19 protein-coding genes are annotated in these 17,407 nt (G+C 71.6%); 12 read left to right on the top strand and 7 right to left on the bottom strand.

Annotated elements, in window-relative coordinates; genetic code table 11:
• Nucleotides 1-128 precede the first annotated feature (128 nt).
• Nucleotides 129-722 (bottom strand): DUF4870 domain-containing protein, encoded by a 594-nt coding sequence (locus ACQP17_RS16855; protein ID WP_433857023.1) that lies wholly within the window; start codon nt 720-722, stop codon nt 129-131.
• Nucleotides 723-814: 92 nt separating this feature from the next.
• Nucleotides 815-1,408, bottom strand: a complete 594-nt coding sequence (locus tag ACQP17_RS16850; protein WP_433857022.1) for a rhomboid family intramembrane serine protease — start codon at nt 1,406-1,408, stop codon at nt 815-817.
• 117 nt (nt 1,409-1,525) lie between these two features.
• Between ACQP17_RS16850 and ACQP17_RS16845 the strand changes: the two genes are divergently transcribed.
• The gene (locus tag ACQP17_RS16845; protein ID WP_433857021.1) at nt 1,526-2,251 is read left to right on the top strand and encodes a UbiX family flavin prenyltransferase; all 726 of its coding nucleotides are present in this window, start codon (nt 1,526-1,528) and stop codon (nt 2,249-2,251) included.
• On the opposite strand, the gene ACQP17_RS16840 is transcribed toward ACQP17_RS16845, so the two are convergent.
• Entirely contained in the window at nt 2,248-2,382 is a 135-nt protein-coding gene (locus tag ACQP17_RS16840) for a hypothetical protein (protein WP_268240334.1), read from the bottom strand. The two genes, ACQP17_RS16845 and ACQP17_RS16840, sit on opposite strands and share 4 nt — an antisense overlap.
• 115 nt (nt 2,383-2,497) lie before the next feature.
• Here ACQP17_RS16840 and ACQP17_RS16835 point away from each other — a divergent pair, with 115 nt between their 5' ends.
• The 5 genes from ACQP17_RS16835 (at nt 2,498) to ACQP17_RS16815 (ending at nt 7,024) form a co-directional block, all read left to right on the top strand.
• A complete protein-coding gene (locus tag ACQP17_RS16835; protein ID WP_364884458.1) occupies nt 2,498-2,956 on the top strand; it encodes an Lrp/AsnC family transcriptional regulator in 459 nt (152 codons plus the stop codon).
• Between the two features lie 156 nt (nt 2,957-3,112).
• On the top strand, nt 3,113-4,276 hold the full coding sequence (gene mqnE / locus ACQP17_RS16830; RefSeq protein WP_433859921.1) for an aminofutalosine synthase MqnE: 1,164 nt from the start codon (nt 3,113-3,115) through the stop codon (nt 4,274-4,276).
• A 44-nt stretch (nt 4,277-4,320) separates the two neighbouring features.
• Nucleotides 4,321-4,845, top strand: coding sequence for an N-acetyltransferase family protein (locus ACQP17_RS16825; protein ID WP_433857020.1), 525 nt, complete (start codon nt 4,321-4,323; stop codon nt 4,843-4,845).
• Nucleotides 4,846-4,941: 96 nt separating this feature from the next.
• Nucleotides 4,942-5,229, top strand: a complete 288-nt coding sequence (locus ACQP17_RS16820) for a DUF4229 domain-containing protein (RefSeq protein ID WP_433857019.1) — start codon at nt 4,942-4,944, stop codon at nt 5,227-5,229.
• A 433-nt stretch (nt 5,230-5,662) separates the two neighbouring features.
• Nucleotides 5,663-7,024 (top strand): dicarboxylate/amino acid:cation symporter, encoded by a 1,362-nt coding sequence (locus tag ACQP17_RS16815; protein WP_433857018.1) that lies wholly within the window; start codon nt 5,663-5,665, stop codon nt 7,022-7,024.
• Between the two features lie 127 nt (nt 7,025-7,151).
• On the opposite strand, the gene ACQP17_RS16810 is transcribed toward ACQP17_RS16815, so the two are convergent.
• Nucleotides 7,152-8,030: an alpha/beta fold hydrolase gene (locus ACQP17_RS16810; RefSeq protein WP_433857017.1), complete on the bottom strand. Its 879-nt coding sequence runs from the start codon at nt 8,028-8,030 to the stop codon at nt 7,152-7,154.
• Between the two features lie 148 nt (nt 8,031-8,178).
• Between ACQP17_RS16810 and ACQP17_RS16805 the strand changes: the two genes are divergently transcribed.
• The gene (locus ACQP17_RS16805; RefSeq protein WP_433857016.1) at nt 8,179-8,883 is read left to right on the top strand and encodes a TetR/AcrR family transcriptional regulator; all 705 of its coding nucleotides are present in this window, start codon (nt 8,179-8,181) and stop codon (nt 8,881-8,883) included.
• Between the two features lie 602 nt (nt 8,884-9,485).
• A complete protein-coding gene (locus tag ACQP17_RS16800) occupies nt 9,486-11,435 on the top strand; it encodes an AMP-dependent synthetase/ligase (RefSeq protein WP_433857015.1) in 1,950 nt (649 codons plus the stop codon).
• A 128-nt stretch (nt 11,436-11,563) separates the two neighbouring features.
• On the opposite strand, the gene ACQP17_RS16795 is transcribed toward ACQP17_RS16800, so the two are convergent.
• The 3 genes from ACQP17_RS16795 to ACQP17_RS16785 all read right to left on the bottom strand — a co-directional run bounded on the left by ACQP17_RS16795 (nt 11,564) and on the right by ACQP17_RS16785 (nt 13,445).
• Nucleotides 11,564-11,875, bottom strand: coding sequence for a hypothetical protein (locus tag ACQP17_RS16795; protein WP_364880320.1), 312 nt, complete (start codon nt 11,873-11,875; stop codon nt 11,564-11,566).
• Between the two features lie 16 nt (nt 11,876-11,891).
• Nucleotides 11,892-12,029 carry a hypothetical protein gene (locus ACQP17_RS16790; RefSeq protein ID WP_189102357.1) on the bottom strand — a complete coding sequence of 46 codons (138 nt, stop codon included), beginning with the start codon at nt 12,027-12,029 and terminating at the stop codon, nt 11,892-11,894.
• Between the two features lie 1,212 nt (nt 12,030-13,241).
• Nucleotides 13,242-13,445, bottom strand: a complete 204-nt coding sequence (locus tag ACQP17_RS16785) for a cold-shock protein (protein ID WP_003984261.1) — start codon at nt 13,443-13,445, stop codon at nt 13,242-13,244.
• 249 nt (nt 13,446-13,694) lie between these two features.
• Between ACQP17_RS16785 and ACQP17_RS16780 the strand changes: the two genes are divergently transcribed.
• From ACQP17_RS16780 to ACQP17_RS16765, 4 genes are all read left to right on the top strand, one after another.
• On the top strand, nt 13,695-14,594 hold the full coding sequence (locus ACQP17_RS16780) for a menaquinone biosynthetic enzyme MqnA/MqnD family protein (protein WP_433857014.1): 900 nt from the start codon (nt 13,695-13,697) through the stop codon (nt 14,592-14,594).
• A 189-nt stretch (nt 14,595-14,783) separates the two neighbouring features.
• The gene (gene mqnC / locus ACQP17_RS16775) at nt 14,784-15,983 is read left to right on the top strand and encodes a cyclic dehypoxanthinyl futalosine synthase (protein ID WP_433857013.1); all 1,200 of its coding nucleotides are present in this window, start codon (nt 14,784-14,786) and stop codon (nt 15,981-15,983) included.
• 7 nt (nt 15,984-15,990) lie between these two features.
• Entirely contained in the window at nt 15,991-16,542 is a 552-nt protein-coding gene (locus ACQP17_RS16770) for an imidazolonepropionase-like domain-containing protein (RefSeq protein WP_433857012.1), read from the top strand.
• Nucleotides 16,543-16,661: 119 nt separating this feature from the next.
• Complete coding sequence (locus ACQP17_RS16765; protein WP_433857011.1) at nt 16,662-17,363, top strand: demethylmenaquinone methyltransferase; 702 nt, start codon at nt 16,662-16,664, stop codon at nt 17,361-17,363.
• Nucleotides 17,364-17,407: the final 44 nt, after the last annotated feature.

Here is a 17,407-nt window from a genome sequence, read left to right as displayed (position 1 = left end):
GGGACGGGGAGCGGTCCGGGCGGCGGACGGTCCGTGCACGGAAGCCGGTTCGGCCCGCGGCGGACGGGCCGGCCCGCGGCCGTCGGCCCTGACGCGCGGGCCACCGGCGGCCCCGCCGGATCCGCCGCTCAGCCCTTGCTGAGCGGCCAGGCGATCAGCCGCGGGTAGGTCCACAGTTCGCCGCGGGTGGCCTTGACCGTGGCCATGATCGCGCAGACCAGGCCGGATATGCCGTAGACGCCCATGATGGCGGCGACGGTCAGCAGGGGGACGGCCAGACCGGAGCTCTGGCGCTGGGATTCCGAGGCGGCCGCGGCGAAGACGAGGGCGCTGCCGAAGTACAGCACCACGCCGATGGCCGCCATGACGGCCTGGGTGATGCCGAAGTTCAGCGCCTGGGTGGCGTGGTGGCGGACGTACGGATCCTGTCTGTGGCGCGCGTTGTTGCGGACCGACAGCGGGAAGATCCAGCCGAGGAGCGCCCCCAGACCGCAGCACATCACCGAGCCGCCGGCGATCACCAGCAGGGTGCCGAGATGGGCCCACATCGCGGAGTTCGCCGAGCCCGGCGACGGCCGGCCGCCGTGGCCGGGCTGCTGCGGGCCGGGGTAGCCGTAGGCGCCGGGCGCGCCGCCGGGCCAGCCCTGCTGGGGCGCGCCGTACGGCTGCTGCGGTCCGCCGCCGTACGGCCCGTACCCCGGCTGCTGCTGGTAGTCGGACATGGTCTGCTCCCCCGTGTGCAGTGCCTGCTGCGTGCGGAGACCGCACGAAGTGGGGTCTCGTCCCCGCCCGCGGCTCCCGTTCGATTCCGAGGCTACGTGACGGGTCCGACAACGGGCCCCGCAGCACCGGACCGGGCGCGCTCGCGGAAGACGAAGGCCGCCAGCACCCCGCCGATCAGCCCGAACAGATGCCCCTGCCAGCTGATCTGGCTGTCCGTCGGCAGCGCGCCCCACAGGATCGAGCCGTACAGCGCGCCGATGACCAGGCCGATGCCGATGTCCAGCAGGGAGCGCTCGATGAAGCCGCGCACCAGGAGATAGCCGAAGAGGCCGAAGATGACGCCGGAGACGCCCGCGGTGTTGCTGCCCGGCGCGGCCGTGAACCAGACGCCCAGCCCGCTGGTGAGGGCGATCAGCAGGACGACGGCGAGGAAGCGCCGCACCCCGCTGCGCAGCGCGGCGACGAAGCCGAGCAGCAGCAGCGGCACGGTGTTCGCCACGAGATGGGCGAAGCCGAAGTGCACAAAGGCGGCGGGCACCACATCGACCAGTTCGGCGGGCTCGCGCGGCTGGATCCCGAAGGAGTCCAGGGCGCCCCCGCTGACGGTGTCGACCCCTTCCAGCACCCACAGCAGGGCGACCCAGCCCAGCATCAGGCAGAGCGCGGGCTTCGCGCGTGATCTCATCTCCGGCCGTCCCTTCCCGACCCCGGGCGGGGCGGCCCTCGGCGGGACCGCGCCAGGGGCGCACAGGTAAGAACGGCCGTGACGGGGTCCACGGTTCCGCCGGATAGGCTCGATGGCGTGGAGCCGCCGCGCAACGACACCAGCAAGCAGGACCCCGGCCGACGCCGTCCGTGGGTCGTGGGGATCTCCGGCGCGTCCGGGACGCCGTACGCGGCGTCCGTCCTGCGCGGGCTGCTCGCCGCCGGGGAGGCGGTGGATCTGATCGTCAGCCGGGCGTCGCGGCTGACCCTGCTGGACGAGACCGGGATCGCCTTCCGGGACGCCCACTGGCGCGCCGACCTGCGGGAATGGCTGGCGCGCGGGGCGGACGGCAAGCCGTCGACGTTCCCGGTGACCGAGGCGGACCTGGCGCGGGTGCGGTTCTGGCCGGCCGGGGATCTGGCCGCCGGGCCCTCGTCGGGGTCGTACCCGGTCAAGGGGATGCTGATCGTCCCGGCCAGCACCGCGTGCGTGGCCGGGGTCGCGCTCGGACTGTCGAAGGATCTGCTGCAGCGGGTGGCGAGCGTGACGCTCAAGGAGCGGCGGCGGCTGGTGGTCGCGGTGCGCGAGACGCCGCTGAACGGTCCGACGCTGAAGCATCTGGTGACGCTGGACGAGGCGGGCGCCGTGGTGCTGCCCGCCTCACCGGCGTTCTACGCGGGAGCGACGCACATCCAGGATCTGGTGGACTTCGTCGCGGGCCGGGTGCTCGACGCGGCGGATGTGCCGCACCGGCTGTACCGGCGGTGGGAGGGGGAGCTGCGGGGCGGCTCCGTGGAAGGGGACGCCCCGGACGCTCCCTAGCGCTGCTCGGCTGCGGCGGCGCGGCCGAAGCGGCGCTTGGCCCGAGGTGCGGCGGACCGGTGGGCACGTGAACGATTGGCCTGGTCCTGCAGCTCGCGCATGCGGGCGTAGGCCATCTCGATCGAGTACACGGTGACAACTCCTGAGAACGTCAGAGACCGAAAGATTCACAGGGTCTAGGCCCTGTATGCCTTAGATTCTACATGCAGAATCCGAAAATGCGTAAAGATTGGAAGGCTTGAGGGCATGGACGCGGTGGACAGGCAGCTCATCCAGGCACTTCGCGAGAACGGCCGGGCCTCGTACGCGGAGCTGGGCCGGCTCGTCGGCCTCTCCGGGCCCAGCGTCACGGACCGGATCAACCGCCTGGAGGCGGCCGGCGTGATCACCGGCTACCGCGCGACGGTCGACGCCGCCTCGCTCGGCCTCGGCGTCACCGCGCTCGTGGGCATCTCGCTGTCGGACGCGACCGACCACGAGGACGTCGCGCACCGGCTGCGCGACCTCGCCGAGATCGAGGACTGCTGGTTCATCGCGGGCGACGACTCGTACATGCTCAAGGTGCGGGTGGGCGATGTGGACGGCCTGGAGCGCACCATCCGGCGGCTGTCCGGCACCAAGGGCGTCTCCCGTACCCGCACCACGATCGTGCTCTCCACCAAGTGGGAGAACCGCGTCGGCGAGCTGCCCGAAGAGGACGAGTAGCCCACCGGCCGCCGGACGGCACACCGGGAGCGGACGGGCGCGCCAAGGGGCCCCCGTCCGCCTCTGTTACGGGGGAGTACGCTCGACGAAGCCCGTTTCCGGCACCGAAACGGCACCGATACGGCAGAGACTGGAGGCGACCGGATGGCGGCGTCGATGGATGTGGGCCTCAAGCGTGAGCTGGAGGCGAAGGTCCACGCCGGGGAGCGGCTGACCCGCGAGGACGGTATCGCCCTGTACGAGTGCGACGACCTGGCCTGGCTCGGCGGGCTGGCCCACGAGGTGCGCACGCGTAAGAACGGCGACGTCGTGCACTTCAACGTCAACCGTCACCTCAACATGACGAACGTGTGCACCGCCTCGTGCGCCTACTGCTCCTTCCAGCGCAAGCCGGGGGAGAAGGACGCCTACACGATGCGGATCGAGGAGGCCGTCCGCCTCGCCAAGGCGATGGAGGGCGAGAACCTCACCGAGCTGCACATCGTCAACGGTCTGCACCCGACCCTGCCGTGGCGCTACTACCCGCGCTCCCTCAAGGCCCTCAAGGAAGCCCTTCCGGACGTCTCCCTGAAGGCCTTCACCGCCACCGAGATCCACCACTTCGAGACCATCTCGGGGCTGAGCGCCTCGGAGATCCTCGACGAGCTGATCGACGCCGGTCTGGAGTCGCTGACCGGCGGTGGCGCGGAGATCTTCGACTGGGAGGTGCGGCAGCACATCGTCGACCACCGCACCCACTGGGAGGACTGGTCGCGCATCCACCGCCTGGCCCACGAGAAGGGCCTGAAGACCCCCTCGACGATGCTCTACGGGCACATCGAGGAGCCCCGCCACCGCGTCGACCACGTGCTGCGACTGCGGGAGCTGCAGGACGAGACCGGCGGCTTCCAGGTCTTCATCCCGCTGCGCTACCAGCACGACTTCGTGGACATGCAGGACGGCAAGGTCCGCAACAAGCTCCAGGCCCGCACGACGATGGCGACCGGCGCCGAGGCCCTGAAGACCTTCGCGGTCTCCCGTCTGCTGTTCGACAACGTCCCGCACGTCAAGTGCTTCTGGGTCATGCACGGCCTGCAGACCACCCAGCTCGCGCTGCAGCACGGCGCCGACGACATGGACGGCTCGGTCGTCGAGTACAAGATCACGCACGACGCGGACAACTACGGCACGCCCAACAAGCTGACCCGTGACGACCTGCTCGACCTGATCCGCGACGCCGGCTTCCGCCCCGTCGAGCGCAACACCCGCTACGAGGCCATCCGCGAGTACCCGGGACCGGACCCCGAGCGGCGGGAGTCGCCCCAGCCGATGCGCCTCTGAACGGGCGGCGGCCGCTGTCAGTGGCGGGAGTTAGGGTCCGGGTCATGAACGTCCGCTTCGACCTGGACCCTTCCGTCACCCCCGCCCTCCGCGACGGGATATGCGCGCTGTGGACCGAGGTGTCCAACGCCGACGGCGCCGTCGGCTTCGTCCCGCCGGTGACCGTGGACGACGTGCGCCCCGAGCTGCTGAGGCATCTGGCGTCGATGGCCGAGGGCCACACGCGGCTGCTGGTCGGCCGCGATCCGGACGGCCGGGTCCTGGCCGCGGCGTTCCTCACCCTCAACACCCACCGGCTGATGCGCCACTGGCTGTGGGCCTACACCGTCATGGTGCACCCCTCCGTCCAGGGCCAGGGGGTCGGCCGGGAGCTGATGGCCGCGGTCGCCGACGCCGCCCGCTCGCTCGACGGGATCCGCGGTATCCGGCTCACCTGCCGCGGCGGCACCGGCCTCAGCCGCTTCTACGCGTCCTGCGGCTACAAGGAGGTCGGCCGGGTCCCCGGCGCGATCCAGGTCGCCGAGGGGGACGTCCGGGACGACATCACCATGTGGCAGGAGCTGGCCTGAGCCGCGGGACCGGCGGGGGGCACGAAGATCGCCCGAAGCGCTGTGCTTGACTGGATGCAGACCCTTTAGGTTGCCGTTGAGGAGAAGGTCCCATCCGTGAGTAGCCACCAGTTCGCCACGCTCCGCTACACCGCTCTTCGCATCGGCCTCTTCGTCGCCTCCTTCGCCGTGGTGTGGGGGCTGGCCTACGTCCACGTCATCCCGCTGGCCGTCGGCGCGTCCAACACCGTCTGGCTGCTGCTGCTCGCCATCGTGATCTCCGCGCCGCTCAGCTTCGTGCTGCTGCGCAAGCAGCGCGAGGCGATGTCCGAGCAGATCGTCGCCAAGGTCGACCGCCAGCGCGAGCGGCTCGCGGCCCACGCCGGCCAGGAGGACGGGGCGTAAGCCCGGTCCCTCGTGTAAGACACCTCACAACCGCACCACCACGACAGGCGCCCGCCGCCATGGGCTTTGCTCCATGGCCGGGCGCCTGTCGCGTTTCTGACGGGTTGTCCGGCGCCCCGGGCCCATCAGAACTAAAAGATTTTCTTTGAGTTCCTCAAAGTTCAAGTGTTAATGTGCGTGACATGAAGACCGCAGCCGCGCCCCCGTCCCCCAGGAGCATTCCGCTCGTGGCGCGCCTGCATGTCGATCTCTGCCGCTGTCTGTCCGCGGCCTGTTGCCGCCGCTGACCGTTTCCTCCGGCGGCCGGAGATCCCCCTCGCCCTCCGGGCGGGAGGCCCCCTGCTTCGAGCTCTCTCGAACCGCTCCGCGGCCGCTCGACCCCTGGCGCCCCGCGCCGCCTTCCCATGCCTGACCTGTCCCCGGAGTGTGTCCGTTGTCCACGTCTGCCGAGACCGCCGCGTCCTCACCGGCGCCCCAGACCCCCAAGTCCCGCATACCCAAGGTCCCGTTCTGGGCCCAGATCCTGGCCGGCCTCGTCCTGGGCGTCGTGCTCGGCGGGATCGCCAAGAACGGTGACGTCGGCTGGCTCACCGCCACGCTGCAGCACGTCGGCGACCTCTTCGTCCAGCTGCTGAAGCTGGCCGTGGCGCCGCTGGTCTTCTTCGCGATCCTGGTGTCGATCACCAACCTGCGCCAGGTCAACAACGCCGCCCGGCTGGCCACCCGCACCCTGCTGTGGTTCATGGTCACCTCGCTGATCGCGGTCGCGATCGGCCTGGCGATCGGCCTGCTCACGCACCCCGGCGCGGGCACCGGCCTGACCCCCAAGGACGGCAAGCTCCCCGACCACGCGGGCTCCTGGATCGACTTCCTGACCGGCATCGTCCCCACCGACATCATCACGCCGTTCACCGAGCTGAACGTCCTGCAGATCGTCTTCATGGCGGCCGTCGCCGGGATCGCGGCCCTCCAGCTCGGCGAGAAGGCCGAGCCGGTCCTCACGATCAGCCGCTCGGTCCTCGAACTGCTGCAGAAGGCCCTGTGGTGGGTCATCCGCCTCGCCCCGCTCGGCACCGTCGGCCTCATCGGCAACGCCATCGCGACCTACGGCTGGAACCTCATCGGCAAGTACGCGACCTTCACCGTCGACATCTACGTCGGCTGCGCGCTGGTGATGTTCGGCGTCTACCCGCTGCTGCTGTCGACCGTCGCCAAGGTCAACCCGCTGCAGTTCTTCCGCGGCGCCTGGCCGGCCATCCAGCTGGCCTTCGTCTCCCGCTCCTCGGTTGGCACCATGCCGGTCACCCAGCAGGTCACCGAGCGCCTCGGGGTGCCGCGCGAGTACGCCTCCTTCGCGGTGCCGTTCGGCTCGACGACCAAGATGGACGGCTGCGCCTCGATCTACCCGGCGATCGCCGCGATCTTCATCGCCCAGATCTTCGACGTCCACCTGGGCCTCGGCGACTACCTCCTGATCGCCTTCGTCTCCGTCATCGGCTCCGCCGCCACCGCCGGCCTGACCGGCGCGACGGTCATGCTGACGCTGACCCTCTCCACCCTGGGCCTGCCCCTGGAAGGCGTCGGCCTGCTGATGGCCATCGACCCGATCCTGGACATGATGCGCACGGCCACCAACGTCGCCGGCCAGTCCGTCATCCCGATCCTGGTCTCCGCCCGGGAGAAGATCCTCGACCACGACGCGTACCGGGGGGCGACGAGCATCACCCCGCCCGCGGCCGACGCCGTGCGCACGGAGCAGACGGCGCCGCTCGCGGACCCGGTGGCCGCCGCCTAGCGCCACGGACCGGGCCTGCGGGCCGTGGGCCGGCGCCGCTTTCGGCGGCCGGCCCGAGGAGAGCGTGCGGTGCCCCGGCCCTGTCGGCCGGGGCACCGTCGTGGTCGGGCCGGTGCCCGCGGTGCCCTCAGCCCGCCGTCGCTCCCGTGTGGGCCAGGATCGCCGCGGCCAGGGGCGCGTGGACGGCGGGTGGCAGGGCGTGGCCCATGCCCGGGATCTCGACGAGCCGGGCGCCGCGGACGCACTGGGCGAGGTGCTGGGGGTGCGGCGGGGGGAAGACCGGTTCGGCGGGGGCGCAGATGACCAGGGTCGGCACCTCGTTCGCGGCGAGACGCTCCGTGCGGAGCATGCCGTCCACGGCGGCGCGGCCGTGCGCGGTCGACGTGCGGTGGTGTCCGGTGTGGGCGATGACGCGCCGCTCCAGTGCGCGGAACCAGTCCGCGTCGAAGGGGAGTTGGTCACCGGCGAGTACCCGCCAGTGTGTGAGCCGGCGAGCCACCTCGGCCGCCTCCCCGTGCTCCCCGACGGGGCGGGACCACAGCTCCAGGACCTCGGGCGCGATGCCCGGCAGCTCCCCGGCCGGGACCGTGCTGCCGTCCGGGCGGGTGTAGGGGGTGGTGCTGAGGGCGCTGGTACCGATGAGAGTGGCGCTGAGGCATCGGTCGGGGTGGTCCGCCAGCACCATCTGGGCCAGCATGCCGCCCAATGACATGCCGACGAGATGTGCCCGGCCGATGCCCAGACCGTCGAGGACGGCGCGCACATCCGTGGCCAGATCCGCGATGCGGTAGGGCCGTTCCTCGAAGGGCCACGTGGAGCGGCCGGTGTCGCGGTGGTCGTAGCGGATGACCCGGTGGTGTGCGGCGAGCGCGTCGACCAGGGGCTCCGGCCAGCCGACGCCTGTCGCCTGGGCACCCATGACCAGCAGCAGCGGGGGCGCTTCGGCGGGCCCGCGCTGTTCGGTCCACAAGCGGATGCCGGGGGCGGCATCGATGAATTGCTGCACGGGGCTCTCCTCCGGGCGGTGGTCGCAGTCGACGTAACGAGACGTATCGTCTCGTGATAGGCGGGAACGCGTCAAGGGCGCGGAGGGCGGGCGGCGGAGATCGTAAACTTACTTTGCAGTAAAGGGGCGGGATGGAGGGGTATTCAGGGTGGGAGCTGTGAAGAGCAAGAGGGTGCCGCGCGCGGTCCGGGAGCAGCAGATGCTGGACGCCGCGGTGCTGACGTTCGCACGGCGTGGATATCGGGCGGCCTCGATGGACGAGATCGCCGAGCTGGCCGGGGTGTCCAAGCCGCTGGTCTATTTGTACCTGAATTCGAAGGACGACCTGTTCAGCGCGGTGATCCGGCGGGAGTCGGAGTCGCTGGTGGCGGCGGTGCGGGCGGCCGTCGAGCCGGGGGAGAGCGCCGATCGCAAGCTGTGGAACGGCCTGCGGGGATTCTTCGCGTACACCGCCGAGCACCGGGAGGGCTGGGCCGTGCTGCATCAGCAGGCCCGTACGCACGGCGAGCCGTTCGCCCGCGAAGTCGCCGCCGTGCGGGGGGAGATCGTCGTATTCGTCACGGAGTTGCTGGGTGCAGCCGCAAAGGAGAAAGGCTGCGTCGGTGAGCTGGCCGACCGCGAGGTGGCCGGGCTCGCCCATGCTCTGGTCGGCGCGGCCGAGTCGCTCGCCGAGTGGGTCAACTGCCTGTCGGACGACGGGACTTCGGGGGAGCGGGCGCATCCTTCGGCGAAGGACAGTGCGGCCACGATGATGAACGTCGTCTGGGCGGGCCTCGGCCGGATGATGGGCGGGGAGCGGTGGGCGCCGGGCGGACTCGCCGGCCAGGGGAGCCGGTCCGGCGTCGGGGGGTGACGCGGCGCGGTGCGCGGCGGCCGGTGTGCGCCGCGCACCGGGGCGGCGGGAGTGGCCGCGGGCGGTGGCCGGTCCGTGTGCGGGGTCCGGGTGTGCGGCGCGTGACCCGGAACCGGGGTCCGTGGGGTGAATTGGTGAAGGTGTCGCGCGGCCATTGGCCGGCTCCCGCCGCTCACATAAGTTGACCTCTACGTAAGGTTACCGCTGGGTCAGGAGCTGGGTCGCAGATGAGTGCCACGGATGCCCGCGCCGGGGGCGAGCCGTCCGCAGGCGGCCGTGTCCGCCGTGGCCGGGCGGGCTCAACCGCCCTGATGTGGTGGGGTGTTCGGGCTGTGGGTGGCCGACGGTCCGATGGCGTCGGGTAGGTCGATGCCGAGGACGGGTGGGGCCCGGGGGCCGGTTGTCGCTGTGGTGGCTGCCGTTGCGATGACGGCTGCCGCGCTCCGGGGGTTACCGGGCGTGGCCTACGGACCCGTGCCGGGCCGCGCTTAGGCATTCCGGGCCCGGCCTCCAGGAGCCCGCGCTCTCCTTGCGGCCCCCCACTACGGGCAGTGCCGCGTCCCACCCTTCCCGCACTCCACAGGCGAAACGAGGAGCCGCTCGTGTTCCACCAGGACAGTGCAGCCACCGGCCCATCCGCCGAAGGAACCCCCGCCGACCCGGCCGACGCCCCCGCCCGCACCGTGACGGAGCCCCACAAGACCCTGGTCGACGACGCGGTCCGGGAGGTCTACGTCCCGCCGCTGGCCCCGCCCGTCCGTAGTGGCTCGCTCGGGGACCTCCCCTTCACCAACGCCGCCGAGGCCCCCGCCGACGTCGTGCTCGCCCGCAAACAGCCCAGCGGCACCTGGCGTGACATCACCGCGGCGGAGTTCGCCGTCGAGGTCCGCGCCGTCGCCAAGGGCCTGCTCGCGCACGGTCTGCGCCCCGGCGACCGGCTCGCGATCATGGCCCGTACGACCTACGAGTGGACCCTCGTCGACTTCGCCGCCTGGGCGGCCGGCCTGGTCACCGTCCCGCTCTATCCCACCTCCTCCGCCCACCAGGCGCAGTGGATCCTGGCGGACTCCGGCGCCCGGGCCTGCGTCGTGGAGAACGTCGAGGAGGCCCGCCTGATCAGCGGACTGCGCGGCGAACTGCCCGCGCTGGACCACCTGTGGCAGTTCAACACCGGGGCCGTCGCCCAACTCGTCGCCGCGGGCCGGGAGCTGCCGGACGAGGCGGTCGACCAGTGCCGCGCCGCCACCGGCCCGTACGCCCTCGCCACCCTCATCTACACCTCCGGCACCACCGGTCGCCCCAAGGGTTGCGCCCTCACCCACGCCAACTTCTTCGCCGAGGTCGACAACGCCGTCGGGCAGCTGCACCCGGTCTTCACCTCGGACGGCGAGGAGCCCGCCGGCACCCTCCTCTTCCTCCCGCTCTCCCACGTCTTCGGGCGCATGGTGGCCGTCGGCTGCCTGCGCGCCCGCGTCCGCCTCGGCCACGCCCCCAGCATGCGGACCGAAGACCTGCTCGCCGACCTCGCCGGCTTCCGGCCGACGTTCCTGCTGGCCATCCCGTACGTCCTGGAGAAGGTCTTCAACAGCGGCCGGGCCGCCGCGGAGAAGGCGGGCAAGGCTGCCGCCTTCGACCGGGCGGTTCGCGTCGCCCGCTCCTACGGGGAGGCGGTCGAGGCCCGCGAACACGGGACGGGCCCCGGCCCCGGTGTCGCGCTCAAATCCGCCCGCAAGCTCTACGACCCGCTCGTCTACCGCCGCATCCGGGCCGCCCTCGGCGGCAGGGTCCGCCACGTCCTCTGCGGCGGCTCCCCCCTCGGCCACCGCCTCGCCGCCTTCTACACCGGCGCCGGCATCGAGATCTTCGAGGGCTACGGCCTGACGGAGACCACGGCCGCCACCACCCTCACGCCCCCGCTCCGGCCCCGCATGGGCACGGTCGGCTGGCCGCTGCCCGGCAGCGCGGTGCGGATCGCCGACGACGGCGAGATCCTGATCCACGGCGGACACGTCTTCTCCGGCTACTGGGACGCCGCCCTCGGCGCGGCGCGCCCCGTCACCGACCATGGCTGGTTCGCCACGGGTGACCTCGGATCCCTGGACGCCGACGGCTACCTCACCCTCACCGGCCGCAAGAAGGAGATCATCGTGACCACGGGCGGCAAGAACGTCGCCCCCGCGCCGCTGGAGGACCGCCTCCGCTCCCATCCGCTCGTCGGCCAGTGCATGGTCGTCGGCGACCGCCGCCCCTACGTCACCGCCCTGCTCACCCTGGATCCGGACGGCCTCGCCCACTGGCGCCAGATGCACCGGAAGCAGAGCGTGCCGCAGGAGCAGCTGCTGCGTGACGAGCGCCTGCTCGACGACCTGCAGCGCGCGGTGGACGACGCCAACGCGCTGGTCTCCCGCGCCGAATCGATCCGCCGCTTCGCCGTCCTCCCGGTGGATTTCACCCCGGAGAGCGGGCATCTCACCCCGTCGCTGAAACTCCGCCGCGGCGTCGTCTCGCGCGATTTCGCCAAAGACATAGCCAGCCTTTACGAAAGCGGGTGACCCCGCTCTGGAGGCCTCGCTCCCGACGCGTCAGACTGGAACCCCGTGTCACCTCTGTGGGGGAGGTGGCACGGGGTCTGACGTGCGATGTCGCCGCTCTTGACGGGTCGCGTCCGCGGCGGCCCGGCTCACCGGGGCGGCAGTGCGACCGCCGTCTGCATGTCGCAGGAATTGCACCAGAAGGCCCAGCCGTTGGCGTCGACGGAGCGCGAGCCGCAGGCCAGGCAGGGGTCTCCGACGAAGCTCGCCGCCACCCACGCCCCGGCCGTCGCCGCCCGTCGCCCCGCGGCGGCGCACTCCTCGGCGTAGCACGGAATGCACAGTCCGCCCTGTTGGCCGGGCAGCTTCATCGAACGTATCCCGCAGGTCGAGCACGGCAGCCGGCCGACGTACTGCGCGTCCAGGCCGACCGGCTTGCCGTTCCTTCCCAAGGTCGTCATGTCGCCTCCGCCTCCCCTAAGCCAGGACGGTGCCGGTGCCGCCGCAACCGGAGCACTGCGTCGTGACCTGGTCGCCGGCAGGCGTCTCCCAGTCCACGGTGCCTCTGCCGCCACAGTCGGGACAGGTCTTCTGTGGGGGCAACTGCTCGCTCATTCTGCCCACGGTATGCCGCGCCATGTTCCGATGTGACCACTTTCCGTGATCACTTCGTCATCGGCAGCAACTTCTGTGTGCCGGGGCGGACTTACGCCGATATATGCCGGCCGGCGGGCCCGCCCGGCGGGGGTGTCGGGGGCCCGGAGAGCGCGGTGCGCCGACCGGCCGTGGAGGGCGAGGCGGGCCGATGCGGCAGGGGGCGGGGCTCGCTTCCCCGCGCGGCGGATCGGTGCGTTCCGTGTCGCCATTGGCTGGGTGCTCGACGTGGCGTTGCGCAGAATTCCGGCCGTTGTGCGGGGAGAGCGGATGCCTGAATTCCGCTGAGTGCGGAGCCCGATGACGTGCCCGGCTCGGGAGTATTGACTTACCCGGCCATGGTCCGCCGCTCCGCGCGCCCGTTGTGGTGCGCGGAGCGGACTTGCGCCGGAAGTCGGCGGGCGCAGTCCCCTTACGGCCCACCGCCGGCGCGCCGAATGCGTTGCCATTCCCGCCCTTTTCCCCGCCTTGTCTCCGCGGCGGAACCGGGCCTCCCTGGATTCGTCGCGGAGGGCCAAGGATTCCGGCATGCTCGACAACTGGCACGAATGCGCCACCGTCTCCCCGGAATGGGCGCCCCGTCGCGCACCTTCCGCCGTCGTCGTCACCGCGCTCGCCACCTCGGCGGAACCCTTGTCGTTCACGGTTGTTGCGCGCGGCGCTTTCTCGGGTTCTCGGGGCTTTCCACTGGGTGAGTGCCCGGGAGCACGGGTGTTTGTCCGGGGGGCGCCGGTATCTGGCGAGATCCGGTTTCTTTGTGACCAAACGAGGGTGACGGCCGGAGCGGGAGGGGCGGAGGGGGCGGCCTCAACGGTTCCTCGTACGGGGCGGGAATCCCGGCGGGAATCGGCAGGGCCGCGGGCCGGGCCGGGCGGGGCTCGCCGGCGGAACATGCCTGCACAGCGGGGTGGCGGCCGGCACTCCGCGGGCTCCCGGTCGTCGGCCGGAGGGCGGTCTACGCGGCGGCGGTCGCCGTCCTCGACGCCGGGGGAATTCCGCGGTGCCGCGCCCCGAGACGGATATGTCATGTGCCGGACGAGGAGAATTCATGCAATGGCCATTCACCCCGCGCCGGCAGGCGAAAGGCAGGAGCCCCGCTCGCCACCGAAATGGCGGAGCGGGGCTCCTTGGGTACTGCTGGAAACGACCTGGAAAAATTCCGGGCCGGGCAACTTAGACCGGCGTGACGTTCTCCGCCTGCGGACCCTTCGGGCCCTGCGTGACGTCGAAGTTCACCTGCTGGTTCTCCTCCAGGGAGCGGAAGCCAGAGGCGTTGATCGCCGAGTAGTGGACGAAGACATCCGGGCCGCCGCCGTCCTGGGCGATGAAGCCGAAGCCCTTTTCAGCGTTGAACCACTTGACGGTTCCGGTAGCCATAAGCCCTCCTTGGGCCAAAGGGTTGCCCTGCTCCAGAACCTGCAAAGAAGTCTGAAACTACAAGAGCCTGCGGGGTCACATGCTCCGCAGGCTCTGTACTGCAAGGGAAACCAAACTGCAACTTGCGCTGAGCTTAGCATGGTGCGCTCGCGAGGCGGAAGAGCCAAAGATCACGTTTAACCGACCGCACTAACGTCCATATGCCGACCCGCCGCGCCGGCCCGTGTGGCACGGGTCTAGCCTCCGCATGTGGACAATTCAACCTTCGGAGACGCACCCGCGGGAGCCGACGCCGGCCGCCGTCGCAGCCGGCCGCGAGTGGGCCACATCCAGTTCCTCAACTGCCTGCCCCTTTACTGGGGCCTCGCCCGTACGGGCACCCTGCTCGATCTGGACCTCACCAAGGACACGCCGGAGAAGCTCAGCGAGCAGCTGGTCCGCGGTGACCTCGACATCGCCCCGATCACCCTCGTGGAGTACCTGCGGGCCGCCGACGACCTCGTCGCCTTCCCCGACCTCGCCGTCGGGTGCGACGGCCCGGTGATGTCCTGCGTGATCGTTTCGCAGAAGCCGCTGGAGCAGCTGGACGGTGCCCGGGTCGCCCTCGGCTCGACCTCGCGGACGTCCGTACGGCTGGCCCAGCTGCTGCTGGCCGAGAAGATCGGCGTGCGGCCCGACTACTACACCTGCCCGCCCGACCTCGGCGTGATGATGCAGGAGGCGGACGCGGCGGTGCTGATCGGTGACGCCGCGCTGCGCGCCAATCTGCACGACGGGCCGCGGCTGGGCCTGGAGGTCCACGACCTGGGCCAGATGTGGAAGGACTGGACGGGGCTGCCGTTCGTCTTCGCCGTCTGGGCGACCCGGCGTGCGTACCTGGCACGCGAGCCGGAGGTGGTGCAGAAGGTGCACGAGGCGTTCCTGGCCTCGCGCGACGTGTCGCTGGAGGAGGTCGGCAAGGTCGCCGAGCAGGCGGCCCGCTGGGAGACCTTCGACGAGCCCGTCCTGGAGCGCTACTTCACCACGCTCGACTTCCGTTTCGGGCCCGAGCAGCTGCGGGGGGTCACGGAGTTCGCCCGGCGCGTCGGGCCGACGACCGGGTTCCCTGCCGATGTGAAGGTGGAACTGCTCCCGTCGGCGGCCGGGTAGCCGGCCGGGCGGGCCGCGCCGGCGGCCTCCGGAGGAGGCGGACGGGCGGCCGGAACAGGCCGGCCGCCGGGCCGTCACGGCGCTGACCAGGCACGGGTGCCGGGCGGGAGCTGACCGGCGGTGAGGGTGTCGGACCCCTGACGTAGGCTGGTTCAGTTCGTGATGCCCGCCTGTGAAAGGGACGCCCCGGTGACCGAGAACGCCGACCTCCAGTCCGTGCTCGACCGCGCCGCGCAGGGCGGCCGGATCACGCCGCAGGAAGCGCTCGACCTGTACCGCTCCGCCCCGCTGCACGCGCTGGGCAAGGCCGCCGACGCCGCCCGCCGCCGTCGCTACGCGGGCACCGAGCACATCGCGACGTACATCGTCGAGCGCAACATCAACTACACCAATGTGTGTGTGACGGCGTGCAAGTTCTGCGCCTTCTACGCCGCGCCGAAGGACACCGACAAGGGCTGGACCCGCGATCTCGACGACATCCTGCGCCGCTGCGCGGAGACCGTCGAACTCGGCGGCACCCAGATCATGTTCCAGGGCGGCCACCACCCCGACTACGGCGTCGAGTACTACGAGGAGCACTTCTCCGCGATCAAGAAGGCGTACCCCGAGCTGGTCATCCACTCGCTCGGCGCCTCCGAGGTCGAGCACATGGCACGGATCTCCCAGGTGTCCGTCGAGGAGGCGATCCAGCGGATCCACGCCGCGGGGCTCGACTCCTTCGCGGGCGCCGGCGCCGAGCTGCTGCCGGCCCGCCCGCGCAAGGCCATCGCGCCGCTGAAGGAGTCCGGCGAGCGCTGGCTGGAGATCATGGAGGCGGCGCACAACCTGGGCGTGGAGTCGACGTCCACGATGCTGATGGGCACCGGCGAGACCAACGCCGAGCGCATCGAGCACATCCGGATGATCCGCGACGTCCAGGACCGTACGGGCGGCTTCCGCGCCTTCATCCCGTACACCTACCAGCCCGAGAACAACAAGCTGAAGGGCCAGACGCAGGCCACCCTCTTCGAGTACCTGCGCATGATCGCCATCGCCCGGATCTTCCTCGACAACGTCGCGCACATCCAGGGCTCGTGGCTGACCACCGGCAAGGAAGCCGGCCAGCTCTCGCTGCACTACGGCGCGGACGACCTCGGCTCGATCATGCTGGAGGAGAACGTCGTCTCCTCCGCCGGTGCCAAGCACCGCTCCAACCGCATGGAGATCATCGACCTGATCCGCAAGGCGGGCCGGGTCCCGGCCCAGCGCGCCACGACCTACGAGCACCTGGTGGTGCACGACGACCCGGCGAACGACCCGGTCGACGACAAGGCCGTCTCGCATCTGTCCTCGACGGCGCTCGAGGGCGGCACGGCCCATCCGGAGCTGAAGCTCGTCGAGGCCAACTGAGCCCGCGGTGCTGACACTTCACCGCGTGCGCGGTGTCCGGCGCACCCCCGACGGGGCGCCGGCCGCCGGCCACGCGGTGCTCGTCGACGGCGGCCGGATCGCCGCCATCGGGCCGTACGAGGAGCTGCTGGCGGCCCACGGCGACCAGGCGCGGGTGCGGGAGTGGGACGGCGTGCTGACCCCCGGCCGGACCGAACCGGACGCCGCCGCGCTGCTGGAGACCGTCTACCACCCCGACCCCCGCGAGGCCGGGGAGCTGGGGGAGGAGCCGGTCGGCGGCGAGGCGCTCGCCGCGCTCGACATGACCGCGGCACGCTGGGGCGCCGGCGCCCGCCGCGGCCTCCAGCGACTGCTGTCCCTCGGCACGACGGCGCTGACCGGGCCGTTCACCCGGCCCGCGGTCCGCACCGCCGTCCGGCGGTCCGGGCTCGCGGAGCTGCCCGCCGGCCGCGGGCGCACGCTGACCGTCGGCGGGGCTGCCGATTTCGCCGTCTTCGCCGCGGACGGCAGCTGCCTGGCCACGGTGCTGGCCGGCCGTCTCGTGTACCGCCGCCGCTGAAGCAGGCATCCCGCCGCCCGGCCCCGTCGCCCGCCGCCCGGCCCCGCCGCCCGGCCCGGTCGCGGCGCCCGGGCGTGCCCGGTGCGGGCCGGGGACCGGGCACGGTGGACAATGGCCGGGTGACCCGAGCATCCCTGGACAAGCAGCCGCACGAAGTCGCCGCGATGTTCGACGACGTGGCGGCACGGTACGACCTCACCAACGATGTCCTCTCCCTGGGGCAGGCGCGGCTGTGGCGCAAGGAGGTGGAGCGCGCGGTGGCCGCACGCCCCGCCGAGCGGGTGCTCGACCTCGCGGCGGGCACGGGCACCTCCTCGCTGCCGTTCGCCGGGGCCGGTGCGTACGTCGTGCCCTGCGACTTCTCCGTCGGCATGCTGGGTGAGGGCAAGAAGCGCCACCCGTGGCTGCCGTTCACGGCCGGTGACGGCACCCGGCTGCCGTTCGCGGACGGGGTGTTCGACGCCGTCACCATCTCCTTCGGGCTGCGCAACATCCAGGACACCGATGCCGCGCTGGCGGAGCTGTACCGCGTCACCAAGCCCGGCGGACGCCTGGTGATCTGCGAGTTCAGCGAGCCGACGTGGGCACCGTTCCGGACCGTCTACACCGAGTACCTGATGCGCGCGCTGCCGCCGGTCGCCCGCGCGGTCAGCAGCAACCCGGACGCCTACGTCTACCTCGCCGAGTCCATCCGTACCTGGCCGAACCAGCCCGAACTCGCCGCCCGCCTCCAGGGCGTGGGCTGGACCGGGGTGGCCTGGCGCAATCTGACCGGCGGTGTGGTGGCACTGCACCGGGCGGCAAAGCCCGCCACGGACTGACCGAGGGGTGAACGGCGGGGCCGCCGGCGGCGGTTGCCCGTCGG

Origin of the sequence: Streptomyces kronopolitis (assembly GCF_050953795.1) — a bacterium.
Taxonomy (GTDB): Bacteria; Actinomycetota; Actinomycetes; order Streptomycetales; family Streptomycetaceae; genus Streptomyces; species Streptomyces kronopolitis_A.
Note: the sequence above shows the minus strand (reverse complement) of the source record. Positions and strands in the feature narration are given on the sequence as shown.